At 56.7% G+C, this 17,859-nt stretch carries 14 protein-coding genes and 2 pseudogenes; 8 read left to right on the top strand and 8 right to left on the bottom strand.

Features of this window, described 5'->3' with window-relative positions:
- The first annotated feature begins 5 nt into the window (after positions 1 to 5).
- The 5 genes from GLX_RS15465 (at position 6) to GLX_RS17715 (ending at position 5,911) form a co-directional block, all read left to right on the top strand.
- The gene (locus tag GLX_RS15465; RefSeq protein WP_014106926.1) at positions 6 to 1,253 is read left to right on the top strand and encodes an MSMEG_0569 family flavin-dependent oxidoreductase; all 1,248 of its coding nucleotides are present in this window, start codon (positions 6 to 8) and stop codon (positions 1,251 to 1,253) included.
- A 15-nt stretch (positions 1,254 to 1,268) separates the two neighbouring features.
- Positions 1,269 to 3,041: an AMP-binding protein gene (locus tag GLX_RS15460; RefSeq protein ID WP_014106925.1), complete on the top strand. Its 1,773-nt coding sequence runs from the start codon at positions 1,269 to 1,271 to the stop codon at positions 3,039 to 3,041.
- A 278-nt stretch (positions 3,042 to 3,319) separates the two neighbouring features.
- A complete protein-coding gene (locus GLX_RS15455; RefSeq protein WP_014106924.1) occupies positions 3,320 to 4,753 on the top strand; it encodes a cytochrome ubiquinol oxidase subunit I in 1,434 nt (477 codons plus the stop codon).
- A gap of 2 nt (positions 4,754 to 4,755) precedes the next feature.
- On the top strand, positions 4,756 to 5,775 hold the full coding sequence (gene cydB / locus GLX_RS15450; protein WP_014106923.1) for a cytochrome d ubiquinol oxidase subunit II: 1,020 nt from the start codon (positions 4,756 to 4,758) through the stop codon (positions 5,773 to 5,775).
- Complete coding sequence (locus GLX_RS17715; RefSeq protein WP_081477948.1) at positions 5,762 to 5,911, top strand: DUF2474 domain-containing protein; 150 nt, start codon at positions 5,762 to 5,764, stop codon at positions 5,909 to 5,911. Before cydB ends, GLX_RS17715 begins: the two co-directional genes overlap by 14 nt.
- A 442-nt stretch (positions 5,912 to 6,353) precedes the next feature.
- Here the strand turns inward: GLX_RS17715 and GLX_RS19080 are convergent.
- A pseudogene (locus GLX_RS19080) lies at positions 6,354 to 6,497 on the bottom strand (integrase); the annotation flags it as partial.
- A gap of 306 nt (positions 6,498 to 6,803) precedes the next feature.
- Here GLX_RS19080 and GLX_RS15445 point away from each other — a divergent pair.
- Positions 6,804 to 7,877, top strand: coding sequence for an alkene reductase (locus tag GLX_RS15445; protein ID WP_014106921.1), 1,074 nt, complete (start codon positions 6,804 to 6,806; stop codon positions 7,875 to 7,877).
- Positions 7,878 to 8,189: 312 nt separating this feature from the next.
- Here the strand turns inward: GLX_RS15445 and GLX_RS15440 are convergent, their stop codons facing one another.
- From GLX_RS15440 to GLX_RS15430, 3 genes are all read right to left on the bottom strand, one after another.
- Positions 8,190 to 9,098 carry a ketopantoate reductase family protein gene (locus tag GLX_RS15440; RefSeq protein ID WP_231850458.1) on the bottom strand — a complete coding sequence of 303 codons (909 nt, stop codon included), beginning with the start codon at positions 9,096 to 9,098 and terminating at the stop codon, positions 8,190 to 8,192.
- A 106-nt stretch (positions 9,099 to 9,204) separates the two neighbouring features.
- Complete coding sequence (locus tag GLX_RS15435) at positions 9,205 to 10,650, bottom strand: tyrosine-type recombinase/integrase (protein WP_014106919.1); 1,446 nt, start codon at positions 10,648 to 10,650, stop codon at positions 9,205 to 9,207.
- 623 nt (positions 10,651 to 11,273) lie between these two features.
- Positions 11,274 to 12,070 (bottom strand): IS5 family transposase gene (locus GLX_RS15430; protein WP_248705283.1). Its coding sequence is split into 2 segments (ribosomal slippage): positions 11,274 to 11,731 and positions 11,731 to 12,070, totalling 798 coding nucleotides; the frame shifts between segments, so codons are not numbered across the junction.
- A 106-nt stretch (positions 12,071 to 12,176) separates the two neighbouring features.
- Here GLX_RS15430 and GLX_RS15425 point away from each other — a divergent pair.
- Complete coding sequence (locus tag GLX_RS15425; RefSeq protein ID WP_007400691.1) at positions 12,177 to 12,875, top strand: hypothetical protein; 699 nt, start codon at positions 12,177 to 12,179, stop codon at positions 12,873 to 12,875.
- 289 nt (positions 12,876 to 13,164) lie between these two features.
- Here GLX_RS15425 and GLX_RS19395 read toward each other — a convergent pair whose 3' ends face one another.
- The 3 genes and pseudogenes from GLX_RS19395 to GLX_RS15415 form a co-directional block, all read right to left on the bottom strand.
- Positions 13,165 to 13,299 carry a hypothetical protein gene (locus tag GLX_RS19395; RefSeq protein ID WP_010512539.1) on the bottom strand — a complete coding sequence of 45 codons (135 nt, stop codon included), beginning with the start codon at positions 13,297 to 13,299 and terminating at the stop codon, positions 13,165 to 13,167.
- A 137-nt stretch (positions 13,300 to 13,436) separates the two neighbouring features.
- Positions 13,437 to 14,120, bottom strand: a pseudogene (locus tag GLX_RS17705) (IS630 family transposase); the annotation flags it as partial.
- Positions 14,121 to 14,207: 87 nt separating this feature from the next.
- Positions 14,208 to 15,146: a replication protein RepA gene (locus tag GLX_RS15415; RefSeq protein ID WP_041247943.1), complete on the bottom strand. Its 939-nt coding sequence runs from the start codon at positions 15,144 to 15,146 to the stop codon at positions 14,208 to 14,210.
- A 954-nt stretch (positions 15,147 to 16,100) separates the two neighbouring features.
- On the opposite strand from GLX_RS15415, the gene GLX_RS15410 reads away from it, so the two are divergent.
- Positions 16,101 to 16,994 carry an alpha/beta fold hydrolase gene (locus tag GLX_RS15410; protein WP_014106916.1) on the top strand — a complete coding sequence of 298 codons (894 nt, stop codon included), beginning with the start codon at positions 16,101 to 16,103 and terminating at the stop codon, positions 16,992 to 16,994.
- Positions 16,995 to 17,126: 132 nt separating this feature from the next.
- On the opposite strand, the gene GLX_RS15405 is transcribed toward GLX_RS15410, so the two are convergent.
- Positions 17,127 to 17,756, bottom strand: coding sequence for a TetR/AcrR family transcriptional regulator (locus tag GLX_RS15405; protein WP_014106915.1), 630 nt, complete (start codon positions 17,754 to 17,756; stop codon positions 17,127 to 17,129).
- Positions 17,757 to 17,859: the final 103 nt, after the last annotated feature.

Below are 17,859 nucleotides of genomic sequence, written 5' to 3'. Positions count from 1 at the left end.
CGACCATGACACAGAACGAAAAAAGCATCCCCGTCATCATCGTGGGCGGCGGACAGGCCGGGCTCTCCATGAGCTGGTATCTCTGCCGCGAGAAGGTGGAGCACATCGTCTTTGAGGCAAAGACCGCCTGCCATTCGTGGGATGATGAACGCTGGGACAATTTCTGCCTGGTCACACCGAACTGGCAGTGCGAACTCCCCGGTCATCCCTACAAGGGAAAAGACCCGCACGGCTTCATGGTGAAGCAGGAAATTATTGACTACGTGAAGGGCTTTGTCGCCTCCTTCAATCCGCCCCTGCGCGAGCACACAGCCGTTACCTCCATCACCCGCCATGAAGGTGGTGGCTACCGCGTGGTGGCAGGTGGTGAGACGTGGCACGCAAAGCATGTGGTCATCGCATCGGGCGCATATCAGGACGCGGTCATCCCCGGCTATGCCAGCGCGATCGACCCCGCCATCCATCAGGTTCACTCGCAGGATTACCGCAACGCGGCCCAGTTGCCGGCAGGGGCTGTGCTGGTCGTGGGCAGCGGCCAGTCCGGCGCGCAGATTGTCGAGGACCTGTTCCTTGAAAAACGCAAGGTCCATCTCTGTGTCGGTTCCGCCCCGCGCGTGTCGCGCTTCTACCGTGGCCGCGACGTTGTGGACTGGCTTGCGGACATGCACTTCTACGACCTTACGGTGGATAATCACCCTCTGCGTGACGGTGCACGCGACAAGACCAATCATTATGTCACCGGTCGAAATGGAGGCCATGATCTTGATCTGCGCCTCTTTGCCAAGGAGGGCGTTGGCCTGCATGGCACACTGGAGACAATCCGCGATGAAGTGGCGCACTTCGCGCCGGATCTGAAGGAAAACCTTGATGATGCGGACAAGACCAATGCCGACATCAAGAAATCCATTGACGCCTACATCGCCCGTGAAGGGATCACGGCTCCGACCGAAGCCCCTTATGTGCCTGTGTGGGAGCCCGATGGCAGTAACACCCCGCTCGACCTGAAGGCTGCCGGAATCACTTCGATCCTCTGGTGCATCGGCTTCCGCCCGAACTATCGCTGGATCGACGTGCCGGTCTTCAACGGGGCCAACAAGCCGGTCTGGCATCGCGGCGTGACCGATGCGCCGGGCTTCTACTTCCTCGGCCTGCCATGGCTGCACACCTGGGGATCGGGACGGTTCTCCGGTGTTTCGCGTGATGCCGCGTGGCTGGCCAGCCAGATCACCGGCAAAGACGTGCCTGTAGCCTGAACGGAGTAAAGCGCCATGCTTCCATGGACAACATATGAGGCGATGTATGACGCGGCCACAAGCCAGCCAGAACAATTCTGGCTGGAGGCGGCGCAACGCATCACATGGAAGCAGGCACCTGTGAGCGCATGCAGGACACGGGCGGATGGCTGGCATGACTGGTTCCCCGACGCCACGCTCAACACCTGCCATAACGCCGTGGACCGGCATGTAGCGGACGGACGCGGCGGGCAGGCGGCGCTGATCTGGCATTCCTGCGCCACGAAGGAACGGCAGGTGGTAACCTACCGGGAACTCCAGGGCAGGGTGGCCGGGTTTGCCGGCGGCCTGCGCGCGCTGGGGGTGGAGAAAGGCGACCGCGTCCTGATCGCCATGCCCACCATGATCGAAACCGCCATCGCCATGCTGGCCTGTGCGCGGATCGGGGCGGTGCATGTGGTGGTTTTTGCCGGTTACGCCGGACCTGAGCTGGCTCGGCGGATTGATAGCGTGGCGCCGAAAGTCATCATCATCGCCAGTTGCAGCTTTCAGGGGCAAACCACCATACCATCCCAACTCGCCCTGAATGAGGCGCTAGCCGAAGCCGAGCATAAACCCCAGGCCTGCGTGATCGTGCAGCGAGCGACCTGCCCGGCTCAGCTTCTGCCGGAACGGGATCACGATTTCCATACGCTGGAACAGTCCGCGCCGGCAGAGCCGGTCATGCTGAGATCTGAAGATCCACTGTATATTCTTCATACATCCGGCACGACAGGTCATGCGAAGGGCATCGTGCGCGACAATGGCGGGCATGCCGTGGCCCTCGCCCTGTCCATGGAGCTGATCTATGGCTGCGAACCCGGCGATACGTTCTTCACGACATCGGATCTGGGCTGGGTGGTAGGCCATTCCTACGGGGTCTATGCACCGCTGCTCAGCGGCTGCACCAGCGTGATCGTGGAAGGCGGCGCATCGGCTTCCGCCATCCGCGCGCTTTGCCATGAGCACGAGGTGAAATGCCTGTTCGCCACACCCACCCAGATGCGCCTCATGCGGCAGGAAAGCCGCAACCTGTCAGGGGCCATCCTGCCTGCACTGGCCCGCATTTTCGTGGCCGGGGAATATGCGGACCCGACATTGCTGGAGTGGGCACGATCCTATTTTTGCAAACCCGTGGTCAATCATTGGTGGCAGACCGAAACCGGATGGAGCATCACCGCGCATTTCTTTGGCCTGCCCGAGCGTGAGCCGGTTGCGCTCATGAACGACATCGGGCGGCCTGCACCGGGATTCCGTCCGGAAATCATGCTGTCCATACCCGGTGAACAGTGCGGCGAAATTGTCCTCTCCCTGCCGCTGCCACCCGGCTGCCTGGCTGGCGTATGGAAGGATGGAGCGATCCATGTTCCTACAGCTTACCTAGACGAGACCGGCCAGTATTATCGTACCTTTGACGAAGGTATGATCGAGGCCAGCCGCGCCGTGCATATGCTCGGGCGTTCCGATGATGTCATAAAGGTCGCGGGCCGGCGAATTTCGGGCGTACAGATCGAAAAGATCATCGCCGCCCATCCAGAAGTTCATGCCTGTGCCGTAGTGGCCACCCCTGATGAACTGAGAGGCCAGCGACCTGTCGCCTATGTAGTACCTAACTCCGGCGTAGAAGGCAGACCTTCTTCCGAGGAGATAATCGGACGGGTCAATCACGCACTCGGTCGCTGGATTGGTCTTAAGGAAGTCCGCTTCGTCAAACATCTGCCGACAACGGTTTCAGGAAAGATCACGCGGAAACGCCTGTTGGTATCTTAACGTTATCAGGCTCGTACCAGATCATTCTTACGGAAAAATGGTGAGCTCAAACAGACAGTCCGGAGACTCTGCACTTATCAATATGTCATGGTTAAAGGATTATTAGAAAGACGACAGAATGGTAACTGAAGGCGTCTTCAAAAATCAAAAAAATAACAGATGCCTGCATCTATCAGACAGTGCGAATATTCCAACAACAAAACCGTCTAGAAGTCTGCATTTATTGAAATTTTATATTTCTTATAACTGCGACTGAATCAGGATTTGGGGAATTACCCATGCAACCATCTCACGATATCGCGCTGCTTCTTGCACGCTTCCAGTTCGCCTTTACCGTAGGCGTCCATATTGTTTTTCCTGCCTTTTCAATCGGCTTGGCAGCCTATCTGGCCGTACTGGAAGGATTATGGCTTAAAACCGGCCGTGCGGCCTATCTTGATCTCTACCGATACTGGATCAAGATATTCTCGATCGTCTTTGGGATGGGCGTCGTCTCCGGACTGGTCATGTCGTATGAATTCGGCACGAACTGGTCAGTTTTCTCGCGGAAAGCCGGGCCTATTACAGGTGTCCTCCTATCGTATGAAGTCATGACAGCCTTCTTTCTCGAGGCGGGCTTCCTAGGGGTCATGCTCTTTGGCATGAACAAGGTGGGACGCGGCCTGCATTATGCAGCAACATGTTGTGTCTCGGTCGGCACACTCATCTCGATGACATGGATCCTGGCATCAAACTCATGGATGCAGACGCCGCAGGGATACACGATTGATGCTGCTACCGGTCGCTTCATACCTGCGGACTGGCTTGCCATCATTTTCAATCCCTCTTTCCCTTTCCGGCTTGTGCATATGGGTCTGGCGGCCTTTCTTTCGGTTGCCTTTATAGTAGGGGCGACAGGGGCGTGGCATCTGCTCAAGGCACGCCGTGCGGGCACCCAGGCAAGCGAACCAGTGCGCCTGATGTTTTCCATGGCGATGTGGATGGCAGCCTTCGTTGCCCCTCTGCAGGTCCTCGCCGGTGACGCCCACGGGTTGAACACGCTCAAATACCAGCCGGTTAAAATTGCTGCGATGGAAGGGGACTGGGAGTCAGAAGCACGTGCCCCTGAACTACTGTTCGGTATTCCCAACATGAAAACCGAACATACGGATTATGCCATCAGGCTGCCGCTGGCCGGGTCGCTCATCCTGACACACAGCCTGAATGGCAAGGTACCGGGCATGAAGGATTTCCCGCGTGACCAGCGTCCGCCTTCTCCCGTGATCTTCTTTTCCTTCCGCATCATGATTGCGCTGGCGATGCTTATGGTCATTGTCGGGTTCTGGTCACTCTGGCTGAGGCACAGAGGAACTCTGTTTAGCAGTCCGGGATTTCATCGGGTCGCCGTATGCATGGCACCGGCCGGTTTCATCGCATTGCTGTGCGGTTGGGTGACGACCGAGGTTGGGCGTCAACCATGGACCGTTTATGGTTTGCTCAGGACATCCGATAGTGTTTCCCCGATTGCTCTGTCCAATATGGCGCTGACGATGACCGTCTTTGTTGTGGTCTACGTAATCGTATTTGGATCAGGCATCGGCATTCTGGGCCGCCTGCTAGCAGGGGCACCACAGGAAGGAGAGCATGAGACCAGCCCCTCTCATGCCCCGGATATTCTAGCCACAAGCACTCATCCCAAAGTCATCAATCCCTCTTCTGGCGAAGGAGCCTGAACATGATGGACGTCGCATACTGGCTTCCGATCATATGGGCCGTTATTCTGGTCGCTGCGATCACCATCTATGTCGTCCTTGATGGGTTTGACCTTGGCATCGGAATGCTGTTCGCCGTGGAACGGCATGACGGCCGCAGGGATGTGATGGTCAACACCATTGCCCCTGTATGGGACGGAAACGAAACGTGGATGGTCCTTGGTGGCGCTACGCTTTACGGGGTCTTTCCTGGGGCCTATTCAACCCTGCTTCCCGCGTTTTACCTGCCGATCGTGCTCATGCTGGTTGCCCTGATCTTCCGGGGTGTAGCCTTCGAATTTCGTATCATGACACGCGGGACTGGACGCGAAAAACTGTGGGACGGTGGCTTCATGATTGGATCGGGAATCGCTGCTTTCTGCCAGGGCGCAATCCTCGGCGGAGTTGTTCAGGGAATCAAGGTCGTGGATGGAGCTTTTGTTGGCAGTTCAATGGACTGGCTGACCCCATTCAGCGTGCTGTGCGGACTGGCCGTCATGTGCGGTTATGCCCTGCTCGGGGCAACTTGGTTGATCTGGCGCACAACCGACGTGCTAGAAGCTTCCTGCCGCAAATGGGCGAAGCTGCTGGCAATCGGGTTGTTTGTATGCATCGTCGCTGTCAGCCTGTGGACGCCTATGTTGCACGCACCCTACCTGCGACGCTGGACCGAGTGGCCCAATATCGTATTTGTCGCACCCGTTCCCCTTCTGGTAATCGCACTAGGTTTTCTACTGACCATCGGTCTGCGTCGTGGGCATTCCAAAGGACCCTTCCTGTGTGCTCTCGGTTGGTTCTTTCTCTGCCTGTCCGGACTCGGGATTACGGTATGGCCGTATGCTGTTCCGCCCGGGTTGACGCTGTGGGATGTATCATCCCCCCCATCCAGTCAATTTTTTCAACTGGTCGGCACCGTCATCTTGCTGCCGATCATCCTGACCTACACAGTCTACTCCTATCGTGTGTTCCGGGGAAAGGTAACGGAAGCAGATGGCTATCATTGAGATTGTACAGGGCAATGGGGACAACGCGCCCCGGCGCCTTAGCCAGCGTATAGGTTGGTTCATCGGCATATGGACGCTTAGCACAGCAGCGTTATTCGCAAGCGCACTACTCGTTCACATGATCGTACCAAAATGACTAAATCTGTGGTTGTTCCGACAACCACAGATTCATTTTTTAACATTGATTATACCCAGTTAAATTCTTCCCACGATCTTATTGAGCCGTTTAGCGGCGATCTTTTGCCTGATTTCGGGTCGCCGGAAATAAATCGGTATCTCACAGAGCAACGGGCCGCCGTCCCATGCTGTTGCCATGATCCGCATTGAACTAGGGCGTTTCGTCAGTTAAGCGGGAGGATTATGCCGCTTGTACTCCCGTTTGATCTGTGATGTTTTCTTCCTGTTGATGGGACGGGAAGAGTGTGAATGCGACGGTATGGTCTGAGCGACAGTCAGTGGAAGCGGATAGCTCACGCGAGCCAGGCCATGCGTGCAGGACGACTGGTCATCATGGTGGACGATGACAGCAAGTAGAACGAAGGCGACGTGGTCATGGCGGCTCAATTCGTGACGCCTAAGCGGCCCAGAAACATAGCGAAACGGCCGACATCGCGAAGGTAATTGCGTTGCGTTCCCTGGGAGAACCGCCGCACCGCCATGTCATCAAGCAGGCGCTGGCGAAGGTGACTGATTGCAGCAATGCACAGGGACTCCGTTATCATCCGGGCTCCTTTTGGTGGGAAAAAGCCAGAGTGCTTGGCCCGATCAGGACAGTTACAAATAAAATAGATCTCTCACGCCGTGGTGACAGACTTCCATGTCACACCAATCCCGCGCAGCGGGTTCGTTCATTCAACTGATCGGTGCATGCGCGGACACTGCTCAGATCGGCAAGGTCCAGGGCAACCAGTTCAGATGCTCAGCCTACGCGTTCTACCTCAAGTCAGACGAGGTGGTAGGCCTCCTGTTGTATTCCACATGAGGCTTCCCAAATCCTTAGGAACTGCGTTTTTTAAGAAGGATCTGTCATGCCCAGCCTGTTTGAGCCGATTGAACTGGGAAGCATTTACGCAAAAAACAGAATTCTCATGGCGCCGCTGACACGTGGCCGGGGCACCCGCGAGCATGTACCCACTCCCATCATGGCCGAATATTACGCGCAACGCGCTGGGGCCGGTCTGATTATCTCGGAAGCGACTGGTATCAGCCGCGAAGGTCTTGGCTGGCCGTATGCGCCGGGTCTGTGGTCGCAGGAACAGGTAGAAGCCTGGAAGCCTATCACCGCTGCAGTCCATACAAAGGGCGGAAAGATCGTGGCCCAGATCTGGCACATGGGCCGCATGGTGCATTCCAGCGTGACGGGTCAGCAGCCTGTGTCCTGCTCGGCGACAAAAGCACCTGAAGCGCTCCATACTTATGACGGCAAACAGGCTCCCGAAATTGCCCGTCCTCTTACCAGGGAGGACATTGCCCGCATCCTGGACGATTATGAAAACGCCGCTCGCAATGCTCTTCAGGCAGGCTTTGACGGTGTGCAGATTCATGCCGCCAACGGTTACCTGATCGACGAATTTCTGCGGGACGGCACCAACCATCGTTCCGACGAGTATGGCGGTTCGCCGGAAAACCGCATCCGCTTCCTGCGTGAAGTCACGGAACGCGTAATCGCAACGATTGGCGCGGACAAAACGTCAGTACGGCTGTCCCCCAATGGCGATACGCAGGGCTGCATCGACAGCCATCCCGAGCAGGTTTTTGTGCCGGCGGCAAAGCTGTTGAACGACCTCGACATCGCTTTTCTTGAACTGCGCGAACCCGGACCGAATGGCACGTTCGGCAAGACCGATCAGCCCAAGCTGCATGGCCCGATCCGCGAAGTGTTTAAGAAGCCGCTGGTTCTGAATCAGGACTACACACGCGATGAAGCGATCGAAACAGTCGCAACCGGTGTTGCAGATGCCATTTCATTCGGTCGCCCATTCATCGCCAATCCGGACCTCGTGCGTCGTCTGGAAGACAATCTGCCCCTGAACAAGGACGATATCCGCACCTGGTACTCGCAGGGTGCAGAAGGCTATACCGATTATCCACTTGCTCGCTGACACCCTATTTTTTCCCGCAAGCTCCTTCCAGGGAAAGGAGCTTGCATTTTAACTATAGAAAACATTTAGATGCCGACCTGATACTTGTCATGTGCAGGATGAAATCACTTGAATATTTCTACCCCCTGTCATGAATTTGAATGTTGCGAAAGCCTGTTTTTGGTAGTCCCTATGACAGCCGACTATCTCCTTTCTCCCAAGTCAGACATTTCATTCCGGCTGTTCATGTGGGGAGAATTATCGTCGAACAAGGCGGCCATGATCTCTGAAGCGGATGTGTCCGCCGGTACCTCGTGTCCGCCCTGTGCGTCTTCACGCATGCCTTTGCTGTTCATACACGCGCAGATTCAGATCCGTGAGATCCAGGATAGGCGTCGGGATCTGATGGACGCGTGCCCGCCTGACCAGATCACCAATAATCTGCTGCGCCTCCACAGGAGCGCCCTGCAGCAGATCCCGGAACATGGAGGACGTCAGGGTGGAGTCCGTTTTCGTCAGGAGACTGACAGTGCTCTTCAGGGTGGCATCCCGCAGGGGATAACCGGCGGCAGCGGCCGTTGACGCACATTCATGGATCACCGCCTGTGCAAAATCCTGACCGGCTGGCTGGGTGGCGACATCCCCTACGGTTCCGCGCATCAGGCAGCAGATGCTGCCCAGGACGGCGAGCAGAACCCATTTGTCCCACATGTCCTGCAGGATGTGGGTGGAACACACGGTTTCAAATCCGGGGCCTGACAGGGTTTCCGCAATACTGCGCGCCGCTGGCGTATCACGACCGTCCCGTTCCCCCACGGAAAGCCGGGGGAGGGAGCCCGTCTGGACTATGCGCCCCTGCGCATCAAGCTTGCTGACGATAAAGCACGTCCCCCCCATGACCGCGGCAGGGCCAAAGCGGTCTGCCAGAATATCAAGATGCAGCATGCCGTTGAGGAGTGGGACAATCTGTGTTCGCGGTCCCACCGCAGGCGCGAAATCGTTCATTGCACCCGTCAGGGAATAGGCTTTTACGCTGAGCAGGATGATGTCGTAGGGACCCTCAATCCCACCGGCCATCACCATCCGGGGGGCGATGGTCACGTTGCCAACGGAACTGATCAGGCACAGGCCCTCGGCACGGAGCTGCTGCAGGCGCCTTTCGCGCACCAGAAAAGTCACGTCATGCCCGACGCTGGCCAGGCGCGCGCCAAAATACCCACCCACGGCCCCCCGCGCCGACAACAAGAATTCTGGAGTTCATGACGCTATTTCCTCTCTTTGATCCGCCCCTGATGTGTTGCGGTTGAAGGCGAGTTGAAGCGCTCTGGCGGCAGGGGTCAAGACAGGCTCAGAATCTCGATCTTCCCGGATGTCGGGCCTTGATGCTGGCTTCGTCGATATAGGTCTCGACGACCTGAAGGCTTTTGTGCCGCGAGAAGCGCTTCAGTTCCAGGAGATCATACCCGTCTTTCGCCCCCGTGGTGATGGCCCCGCGGCGCAGGCTGTGCCCGCCAAAGTCCCCCTCAAGGTGGGTGTCGCCGCAGCGTTTGCGGATGATGTCCGTGACGGCCCGGTCCGACAGGGCGTGCGGCCCGATCCTGGGCGGGGCTCCGACGGGCGTGGCGCCCGCCCTGCGGTCCCGCGCGGACCAGATGCGCCGGAAGACCGGACCTTCCGTAATCCCGGCCTGCCGGAGCCAGGTCTCGTACGCCAGAACCGGGCAGTTCCGGGTCAGGCCCCGTGGGATGCCGATCAGTGCGCCCTTGCGCTGGGGATCGCCCTTGGACCGGCCCAGCCGGATCTGCAGGCCATCCTCGTCCACCGTGATGTCGTCCACCTTCAGCGCGGCAAGCTCGGAGCGCCGGAACGCGCCGGCAAAACCGAGCAGGAGAATGGTCCGGTCCCGCGCACCGACCAGATCATGCGAGCTGATGGCCTCGACGACCCGGACCAGCCTGTCCCAGGTGAGCGCGGTTTTCTGGCGGGGCAGGGTCTCCTTTGCCTCCCGACGGATGCCGGCAAGTGTTGCGGTCACCATCGGGTGGGCGGTGGGTACGGCAATCTGCGCCAGGTGGTGCAGGTAACGCAGGGCGGCACGATGCAGGTCGATGGTGCTGGTCCTGCGCCCCTGCAGCGCCATGTCGGCCAGATAGGCAGCAACATCCTCGCTGCGGGCCGGAAGGGCGGGCAGGGCGTGACCGGCAGCCCAGCGGCACCAGGACCGCACGGCGGCGCGATAGGTGCGCAGCGTGTTCTCGGCCTTGCTGCGGTGCATATAGGCATCGGCGGCCTGACGGGCCGTGGCCAGGCGGCCATCATGTTCGGGTACGGGCTGTGCCGAGACGACGGAAAACCATTGCGCGACGGCAGCGGCCGGCTGGCCGACGGGCGCAGGGGGCGCTGCGTCTGCCGTCTCGGAACGGGAGCCTACGGACTGGAGCGGCCGGAACCAGGCCAGGAAGCTGGGCGCGCCATCATCGATTTCCAGATCGACGGCCAGTTCAAACCCTGATGGGATATCGGCGACATGGTCCTGAGCCATCTGTTGGGCGGCCGACGCATACGGCACACCCTGGGCGAGGGGGGTATCCGGGGAATAGCTACCGTCCGGCAATTCGATGCCCGCCAGAAGCAGGGGCAGGGGTGGTGTGAAACGCGCGGTCGAGAGGATTTCGCGCCAGCGTGCCGGGTCCTGTGTCTCGGCCAGACGCTGCTGCGTCAGCAGATCAACGCGGGCGTGCAGTGCGGCCTGCGCCTGCCTGCTGGTGCCGAGGATCCGGACGTCGCTCAGCATGGCAGGGTTGCCTGCGCGTATGACCCCTGACGGTCACCTAGGCAGCAGGGAAGGAGTCCGCAGACAGGCGTGGCGAAAAGGCTCGGAAACAGGCGCATTTCGGGATTTTTGTCGAAAATCCTAATTAATGGGAATAGAAATCCTATTTTATCAATCATATATTTTATACCTTAATTATGAAAATGTCCTCAACTATGGGGAAAAATGTTCTTTAATTATGCGAGAAAATGATTCTAAAATTTTCAAGAGTGAGGCTGCTTTCGCCTCATTTCAGTCATCAGACTTTTACAGTGTAACTTTCATCAAGCGGACATAAAACGACCATGCCCCACAGGCGATCGAGCCTAAATCCCGCAATACAAGAAAGTCTCGGTTAGCCTTCCCTGCTAAATATCCGGCGTGCTAATTCTTTTATTTATTAATCCATACTGTAAGATTTTATTTCGGTATTTTTCACATTCATCTTTTTTTGCTTTCCTCACACTGATAATGCGTCCGTAATCTTCTTCGTCGCTATTTTCTGCTTCCTGCACGGTGTAAACAATATAAAGAATTGTAGTTCCCCCGTCAGAGCTGCCTATTGCCCTTAATCTATTTTCATAATGGCGTTCATCTAGGGCCTGTTAGGGCTTGATCCAGTCTGCTGCGGCAGCGATGTGGATGACCGCGAGGAACGACGTTGCTGTTTTTTCATATCTGGTTGCGACAGCGCGCCACTCCTTGAGGCGAGCCCAGAGGTTCTCAACGAGATGCCGACACCGATAGGCCCATTTGGGGCAGGCGACCGGGCCATCGCGTCGTTTCGCGGGAATGGCTGGCCGTGCTCCCATGTCCCATATCCGTTCACGCATGGCGTTCGACGCGTAGCCCTTGTCCGCTACTACCCACAGGGGAGTGGCGGGAAGGCTGTCGAGCATGGCTGGTGCCAGAGACAGTTCATGAGCCTGTCCAGGGGCCAGCGCAAAACCGAAGGCTTTTCCATGTCCATCAGCGATCACGCAGACTTTTGTGCCATAGCCGCCGCGAGAGCGGCCAAGTGCTTCACGATGGTCTCGCTCTTCGAAAGAGGCCCCTTTTTTTGGGCTCCCGCCGCTTTGTGGTGAGCCCTGATGTTTGTGCCATCCAGAAAAGTCATTCCGAATGCCACTCCCTGTTGTTCCTGAACCAGTGCGAGCAGCCGCTCCCATACGCCGAGCTTCGCCCAGCGGATGAAAAGCTGCGCAGCCCGCCACCACGGACCCAGTTCAGCGGGGATACTCCGCCATTTCGCGCCATTCTCATGACGCCAGAAAATCGCTGCTATCGTCCGCCGCAGATCATGTGGCGGCGTCTTGCCCCTCGGGCGAACCTCCTCAATCAGAGGTTCCCAGATCGCCCATGTCTCGTCCGTAAAGGTGCCTGTTCTGTCTCCTTCTTCCATCCCTACAATATGGGAAGAAATTCAAGATCTAACAGGCCCTAAGTCGGCCCAAAAACGCGGAAGCGTTTGGCGCACTCTGGTCATACTTGCGACAGGAGTTGGACCTGTGAGCAAAGCCAATTCGACGCGCGGCATCTCGCTGCGAGCCTTGCAGGGCCTTGATGCTGACGAAATACAGCCATCTGATGCGCGTCCTAGCGAGCTACATGAACTCACCACCGTATCTTCTGAAACCCTGGAGACAATTGCATCAGTATTTTCCGGAACGGACCTTGCGAAGGACGAGGGCCGCATCCGGATCATTCTTGATACCCAGCGCGCCGTAACATCTGCGTGGGAAAAGGCTGCGCGTTCCTTTCTGGAAATCGGCCGAGCATTAAATACGCTAGAAAATGCACTTTTTTCGAGAGAAGAAAAAAACCGTCTTAAAGCCAGTTTCGAACGCTTTTTCCCTTTCTCCGAACCGGTGGCCTCCCAGTTGCGTCGGATCGCAAGCATGGTGGATAGTGGCCGAATTAGCGAGACGTTACTACCGGGTTCATATAGTGCAGCGTATCAGCTGACTTTGCTGGGACCAGAGGAACTTGAAGCGGCGCGCGAGAAGGGCCTCGTCGGACCCAGCGCGTCTCGTTCTGCAATCATAGCATTCCGAAAGTCAATCAAGCGGCCTGCATCTCATGTTGATTTTGCCGCGCTCGTAACAGAGGCGCGGCGCCTTAGATCCACTAGGCGCCAAATGCTGGAACAGCTTGTTGCCATCCGAAAGCGCTTACGTGAAATCGACGAACTTATCGGTGACGAGTAAAAGTTCCGAGAGAGCATTAGGAGGCCAACCCCTGCATCTATTACGGGATCGGCAACGCGACCTTCTACACAAGACGATCGAAATACGGTGGGCTGGAGGTCTCGAAGCTTGAGGAGCAGCAAGTAGGAAACTCGTGAGACGCCCGGCATTACGGCATAATGCTCTGACCAAGGCGGTGTCCAAACGGGATTACTCGCAACGGCGGGGGCGGGCCTGTAGTCGCATCACCGTCGACCCGAGGACGTGGCGCTATGCGTCGTACCGTCCATGCGATACCGAGGTGCGCGGCCTACCGCGCCACCTTGCGGGCGAACGATGCCAGCTTCCCTATCAGGGTCGGCACATCTTTCTGGAATGCGAAGGAGTAATCCTGATCCACAAAAAGCTGTTCCGGTTGTATCGCAAGGAAGGGTTGTCGGTCCATTAGTGTGGTGTCCTGAAACAGGAAATGGGCACCTACTCGCCGACGCCGGTGCCCGACGGTCCTAATTAGCGCTGGACAACGGATGTCGCTTCCGCGTGCTGACCGTTGAGGACGACTACACGCGAGAGTGCCTAGTACTAGTCACCTGAATCTGAAGTTCGGCTCATTGTCTTATGACAAAAGCGCTTCACCGAGGCGAGGATCTGGTCGGCTGATTTGACCCACCGATACGACCGTGGGTTTTTGTTATGTGCATCGATAAAAGTTGTGATGTCGGCTTCGAGTGCAGTTGTTGACCGATGCACGCCGCGTTGGAATTGCTTGCGCGTCAGTTCGGCGAACCAGCGCTCTACCTGATTGATCCAGGAAGCCGAGGTGGGCGTGAAGTGAACATGCCAATGCGGGCGGCGGGCGAGCCACGTCTTGATCGTGGTCGTTTTATGTGTGGCGTAGTTATCCATCACGAGATGAACATCCCGGTCATCAGGGATCTCGGCGGCGATACGTTTCAGGAAATCGAGAAATTCCATGGTACGATGACGTTTGTAGCATTTGCCGATTACCGCACCTGTTGCGATGTCGAGGGCTGCAAACAGCGACGTCGTACCGTTCCGGAGATAGGTATGGGTACGTGGTTCCGGCACGCCCGGTACCATGGGCAGGACGGGCTGTTCGCGGTCCAGCGCCTGGATCTAGGATTTCTCGTCGACGCACAGCACGATCGCGCGGTTCGGTGGCGACATGTAAAGACCGACAATATCCCGAACCTTGTCGACAAATAGCGGGTCCGTCGACAGTTTGAAGGTTTCAGTCCGATGCGGCTATCTTCGACTGTTTGTCCGCAATTAGTCTACTGATTTGCCTCTATGCGACGCAGATGTTTTCATCGTCTACTTTGAGTGAGGACTTTAGCGGGACCTAGGAAACGCGACTACCGTGCGTTTTGGCTCAACAGGTGGAGGTGAGGGAACTAATGTCAAACCCACAGCACTCAGTTTGACTACCGCCTCTGGATATACTGCTAGCGCCAAGTTGAGTTGAGCGCAGAAGGTATCACGGAAATGGTCTAGGCGTTTTACGCCAGCGCCAAACTGGGCGTGAAGACCCTTCCAAGTGATTGGCGTGTCCTTCTGGAGGACATGCAGCCGATATGCAAGCCAGCAATATATGTCTAAAGCCATCGAGTGTTTACTGATCGCTCGAATTGCGGATTCCTGGATAGGAACAGGATGTCGACGAAGCTGATCGTAGAATGTTTCACTTAGCTTCGTCCGCGCTAAAAGCTGTCCCCCGCTAGAGTCCTCGCCATCTTCCGTAAACAGTGCTTTATCGACTATAAGTTGTTGGACTAATGCTGACTTTCCTGCTTGTTGGACCTCGAAAGTGAGACGACAGCGCGTGATGCGGAGTGCCTGCTCTCTTACGTCGGCTATCGTTTTGCCGCCAGGAGAGATGTTCATCTTCTTAAGCCAGTCGCGAAGCGACTTTCCGAGCTCAATTTCGCGACTCTGGGTTCTTAGAGCCTCGGTTTGCAGATATAGCAGTATAAGTCTGGCTCGACTTCCGTATGGGACACCAATCCATTGAAGTTCCCCATTCGGAAGCGTTCGTCGACCTGGTTCTACGAGAAGGTTAACTCTGTCGGTGCGAACTTGCCAAGGTGCAGAGTCGGGTTGTTTTTTATGTGGGAGCGGTGCTTGGGCCCAGCCGCTATACATGAAACCTAGTCCGGCATCTTCGTCCGTCAGATATGCGGCGGCCGCATCAACGACGCGGCGGTCCATGTCTAGCTGGAGTACATGCTGTCGACCATGCTCCTGAAGCAAGTCATGCACTTCCGCCATCATGGCTCCCCTAGGCATATGTATGTTGGCTCGATTCTGCGTCCATGATGCACGGATTTGTTCAGAATGTCTCTGAGGACTGTAGCGGGATCTAATACTAGTTAAAACTAATTGTATTCTAATATTAGTTTGTCCCGTTAGTGTCCTCGGGATAACTTATGCGAATCGTGCTTGCTCCGTAAGCACGTGTCGCTAGAGTCCTCAGTTTTTCCGCTACAGTCCTCAGTACCCTGTTGGTCACCTCGCAAAAGGGAGGTGTAGCGAATCGGTATCTCTGAGGGCATCAAGTTTCCCGTCAGAGTCCTCGATTTGCAGATAGCGCTAATTTGGCGCCCCGTCAAAGTCCTCAAAACTGAGAAATTTTCAGGTTAGGAGGCTTCTAACAGCCCGATTTTCCTTGATGTTCGGCGGATAAACCTGTTTTTGGCGCACAAAACCCCGCTAGAGTCCTCACTTCGAGGGCCGTTTTGCGATCTGTTTCGGCTCCAGATTTCTGGCATATCTCAGAAATTAACCTTGCGCGTCGCATGTTCCCGCCAGAGTCCTCAGTTTTTGCCTCTGAAAGAAACTCCATGAGGACTCTGGCGGGAATGTAGGCTGGAACAGGTGTTCAGAACTTTCACTTGGTCGGGTAGCGCGCTGAGATGCTGGCTCCGTCGATGTACGTTTTACGGTCTCTCGGGATAATGTCGTGGCGTGGGCTACGCCCGCCAAAGTCCTCATCTGGATGTTGTGGTTACACTGGGGGCTGACGTCTGTGATCACGCGTGACATAGCCCTGTCTATTTCCGCAGGCTCTGCGAATCGACCCTCTCGGATATCCCAACTGATCTACCCAGTGACGCCGTTGTGAGTCGCGGCAGGGAGATAATCAACAGGTCTTCATCAGGGGAAATACTGGTTTCCTGATATTCTGCTTTTTTGCTGTGTGTCCACTGGACGAATGCAGGTGAAAGCATGATCGCAATCAGGAAATTCCCCGATTTATTGCCGGGCTTTAGCTGGCGGGATATCGAGGTGAATGGCGTGCGGATCCGCACGGCTACCGGCGGAAACGGACCGCCGCTGCTTATGCTGCATGGTCATCCGCAGATGCATCTGACCTGGCACAAGGTTGCGCCCGCACTGGCGAAACGATTTAGCATCGTGGCCCCAGATCTGCGGGGTTATGGTGATAGCGCCAAGCCTGAAGGTGGGACGGATCACGCCAACTATTCCAAGCGGGCCATGGCGGCTGATCTGGTTGGCGTCATGCACCAGCTTGGATTTGAACGGTTCATGGTTGTCGGGCATGACCGGGGCGGACGGGTGGCGCACCGCATGGCGCTGGATGCACCGCAAGCGGTGGAAAAACTGGTGCTGATCGATATCGTACCGACAGCAACGATGTATGCCCGGACCAATATGGAATTCGCCCGACGCTATTTCTGGTGGTTTTTTCTGATCCAGCCCGCCCCCCTGCCTGAAAGGCTGATCAGTGGAGATCCGGACTTTTTTCTCGAAAGCCACATTGCAGGACAGATCAAGATACCAGGATCGGTCGATCCGCGTGTCATGGCCGAATATCGTCGATGCTACGCCGACCCGGCAATGCGTCATGCAGCATGCGAAGACTACCGCGCTGCAGCAGGTATCGACCTCGTCCATGATGCGACTGATGCAGACAGGCGGATTGAGGTCCCATTACTGGCTCTGTGGGGCGCACGCGGCACCGTGGGCGCGCTATATGATGTTGTCGAGACATGGCGCGAAAAAGCAGTGGACGTGCGGGGATACGCGATCGACTGTGGTCATAGTCCGCAGGAAGAAGTACCGGCAGAGTTGTTATATCGGCTTGATGCGTTTCTCTGACCTTCGCGAAACAGTTGGAGTAAAAGCTCGATTTTACCTCATTACAGTCAGTTATGCTTTGAAAAGCAGACCCGTTCGATTCAGATGACGCGATCGCTCGAGATACCGATTGGTTGTGTGCGGATTCAGAGGTTACGGAGCGACTTTTAACCCGGATCGGCGGGAAGCAGCCGCATGTTCCAGATAGAGCCGCAGCATCGTAACGGCTTCCTTGTTCTGTGCCTGGCGAGGGACCGAATGATCCTGTGGCAGGGCAAAGATCGTCTTGACCAGATGCAGCAGCATCACAGCCCGTTCGTCATGTGGACCCGGAGAACCACCCAGCCGTGCCAACAACTGGCTCATGCGCCCGATCAGCGCCTTGCGGAGCGTTCCTGTCCCATCTGGCAGGGTAATCCCGCTGTCGAGCAGGGAAAGGACGACTGAGCGTTCCGTCCGCAGACGCTGGATGATGTCCAGCAGTCCTTCTGCTGCATCACGTGGCGACAGCGGCGGATCGCGGTCGACCAACTCATCCAGGGCATGCAGGAGTCGCGCGCCGTAGCGTTCGAGCACTGCGGCGGCCAGCACGTCCTTGGTCGGGAAAAAACGGTAGAGCGAACCGATTGCCGTGCTGGCGCGGGCAGCGATCTCGGTCATTGTCGCCGCCTCGTAAGATTTCTCGCCAAAGACCGTTGTCGCGGCTGCGAGGATCGCTTCAACGCGGTCGCGTCCGCGCTGCCGCTTGGGCGCGAGTGGTGATGAACGGGGCGGGCTTGACATAATGCGAGGGTACCCTCAACTTTCTTTTATGCGAGACAGTCCTCGCATAACCGATTTTCCAATGCCGGTCGATGTTTGACCCGACCATGTATCCAGATCCCGG

It is taken from the genome of Komagataeibacter medellinensis NBRC 3288 (genome assembly GCF_000182745.2).
Taxonomy (GTDB): domain Bacteria; phylum Pseudomonadota; class Alphaproteobacteria; order Acetobacterales; family Acetobacteraceae; genus Komagataeibacter; species Komagataeibacter medellinensis.
This window is presented reverse-complemented; position numbering and strand designations above follow the sequence as displayed.